The sequence below is a fragment of the Bartonella sp. AD328YNZD genome (genome assembly GCF_042196425.1).
In genome coordinates, this window is the sequence record NZ_JBHIQG010000425.1 from 1 (window position 1) to 1,838 (window position 1,838).

The 1,838-nt window shown below is 41.5% G+C and carries 2 protein-coding genes and 1 pseudogene; all 3 read left to right on the top strand.

Going from position 1 to position 1,838, the window contains the following annotated elements; genetic code table 11:
* Positions 1 to 1,095 (top strand): annotated as a pseudogene (locus ACFIO3_RS12470) (hypothetical protein); the annotation flags it as partial.
* Between the two features lie 9 nt (positions 1,096 to 1,104).
* Positions 1,105 to 1,434, top strand: a complete 330-nt coding sequence (locus ACFIO3_RS12475) for a hypothetical protein (protein WP_375704557.1) — start codon at positions 1,105 to 1,107, stop codon at positions 1,432 to 1,434.
* 63 nt (positions 1,435 to 1,497) lie between these two features.
* Positions 1,498 to 1,838 (top strand): lysozyme (locus ACFIO3_RS12480; RefSeq protein ID WP_375704558.1); only part of this gene is annotated, 341 nt, incomplete at its 3' end.

The window sequence follows — 1,838 nt, forward strand, 5'->3', positions numbered from 1 at the left end:
GAAGTAGCCGATAGAGCGAAAAGGACAGCAGAAGAAGCCAAAAAAACAGCCGATACGACGAAACAAGAGCTTGGAGGTATCAAGAATTCCCTAGCAACGGCAACAACAGCCCATACAGTAGCTTCACAGGCAAAAGCGCTAGCGGAAGAGGTAAACAATTTACTGAAACAGTCCAATTTAACGGTTTTTTCAATTTCCACACCGTTTCTTGTAGCGACAGGGAAAAAACAACTCACATTGAAGAAAGGAACGCGTATAACCTTGGCATTAGGCAATGATACTTTGGTTGCAAGTTATACGGCAGATACAATAATAAACGTTTCTTCTATTTCGGCGGGGAAGGATTATTATGTTTATTTGGTTTCTGATGGAGGACAGTCTCATAAATTTGTTTTATCAGAAAACTCTACGTATCCAAGGAATTACACAGTGAGTAATTCGCGAAAGATAGGAGGGTTCCATACGCTCTGTGCGGATGTTGGTACGATTTCCGGTCATTCATTGTCTGGTTATAGAGCAGGGGATATTTTACCCAATTCAGTTTGGTGTCTCAATCACCGTCCGCATAGTTCACCAGAAGGTATGGTTTATGATCCTTTGCAAGATCTTTGGGTTGATATTTATCTTCAATCAGGGACGGGTGAAAATACGAAATCAATGTATCGTACCAATATAACAACAAACCGTAATTATACCGAACATGTAACAGATATGGCGCGTGTTAAAAAATCTTTACTGAGTGATGAAGCGTTTGCTTCTGCTATGTATGGAAGCAATGAAAAGACACATATTGTTGGCAAGAAAGAACCAACCTCTAAGGTTTCAGGTGGATATAAGGATACGGCGAATCGTCGAATGATCTCGCATATCGGTTGTGAGGATGGTTGCGGTTATGTTTGGCAATTTTTATCGGGCACGTTTCCTATACCCATAAGCCTTACGCAAAATACGTTTGAAATGAGAGCATTGTTAGGGGGTGGTAGCTGGAGTAATACAACGGATAATGGGCGTTTTACTCGAGCCACCATGATCGTCAATGGTGGAAATGAACAAGTTGCGGCGCGTGGATGTAGCCATACGCGTCATTTTGTTTAGGAGGGAGAGATGATAGAATATCCAGAACATTTAAATAGCAAAGAAGATTATCTGAACATGCTTTCTTTTGACAAAGTTGAAACAGTAAGAAGGCTAGAGATGCTTTTAGCAACACGTTTTTATTGGGTCTTTGTTAAAGAGCTTGGAGAGGGAGAAGAGGGGATTGAAGATGACACGCATAAGGTTTGTCTAACAACAACCATGCCGTTTGATTCAAATGGTGATTTTGTCGAAAAGCGTTGTCAGTATGAATTACAGGAAAGCGACTATGCGCCGCTCTTTCAACTTGGCTTTCGTGTTGAAGAAGTCGAGCAGCTGATCAAAGAGCATAGTCAATAGAGATCATAAGAAAACATTTTTATCCGGCTCCACTTTTGTGGGGCTTTTTTTATGGAGCGTCAGATGAGAAAGATATCGCAAGAAGGATTAGAGCTTATCAAACAATGGGAAGGTTTGCGTTTAGAGGCATATAGAGACACGGCATGTATCTGGACGATTGGTTATGGTCACACCAGCAATGCGGGTCACCCCCTTGTCAAAAAAGGCATGCGTATTACGCAAAAGCAAGCAGAAGAAATCCTTTGTGAAGACTTAAAGCAATTTGAGCAGACGGTAGAGGAATCGGTGACGGTTTCGTTAACGGATTGCCAATTCGCGGCATTGGTATCATTTTGCTATAATGTAGGAACAGCTGCTTTTCGCAAGTCAACCTTGTTGAAGAAGCTTAATCAAGGGGATTATGA

What these genes read in the sequence shown, in the direction of transcription:
- ACFIO3_RS12475 (WP_375704557.1), top strand. Translation starts at nt 1,105, where the DNA reads ATGATAGAATATCCAGAACATTTAAATAGCAAAGAAGATTATCTGAAC.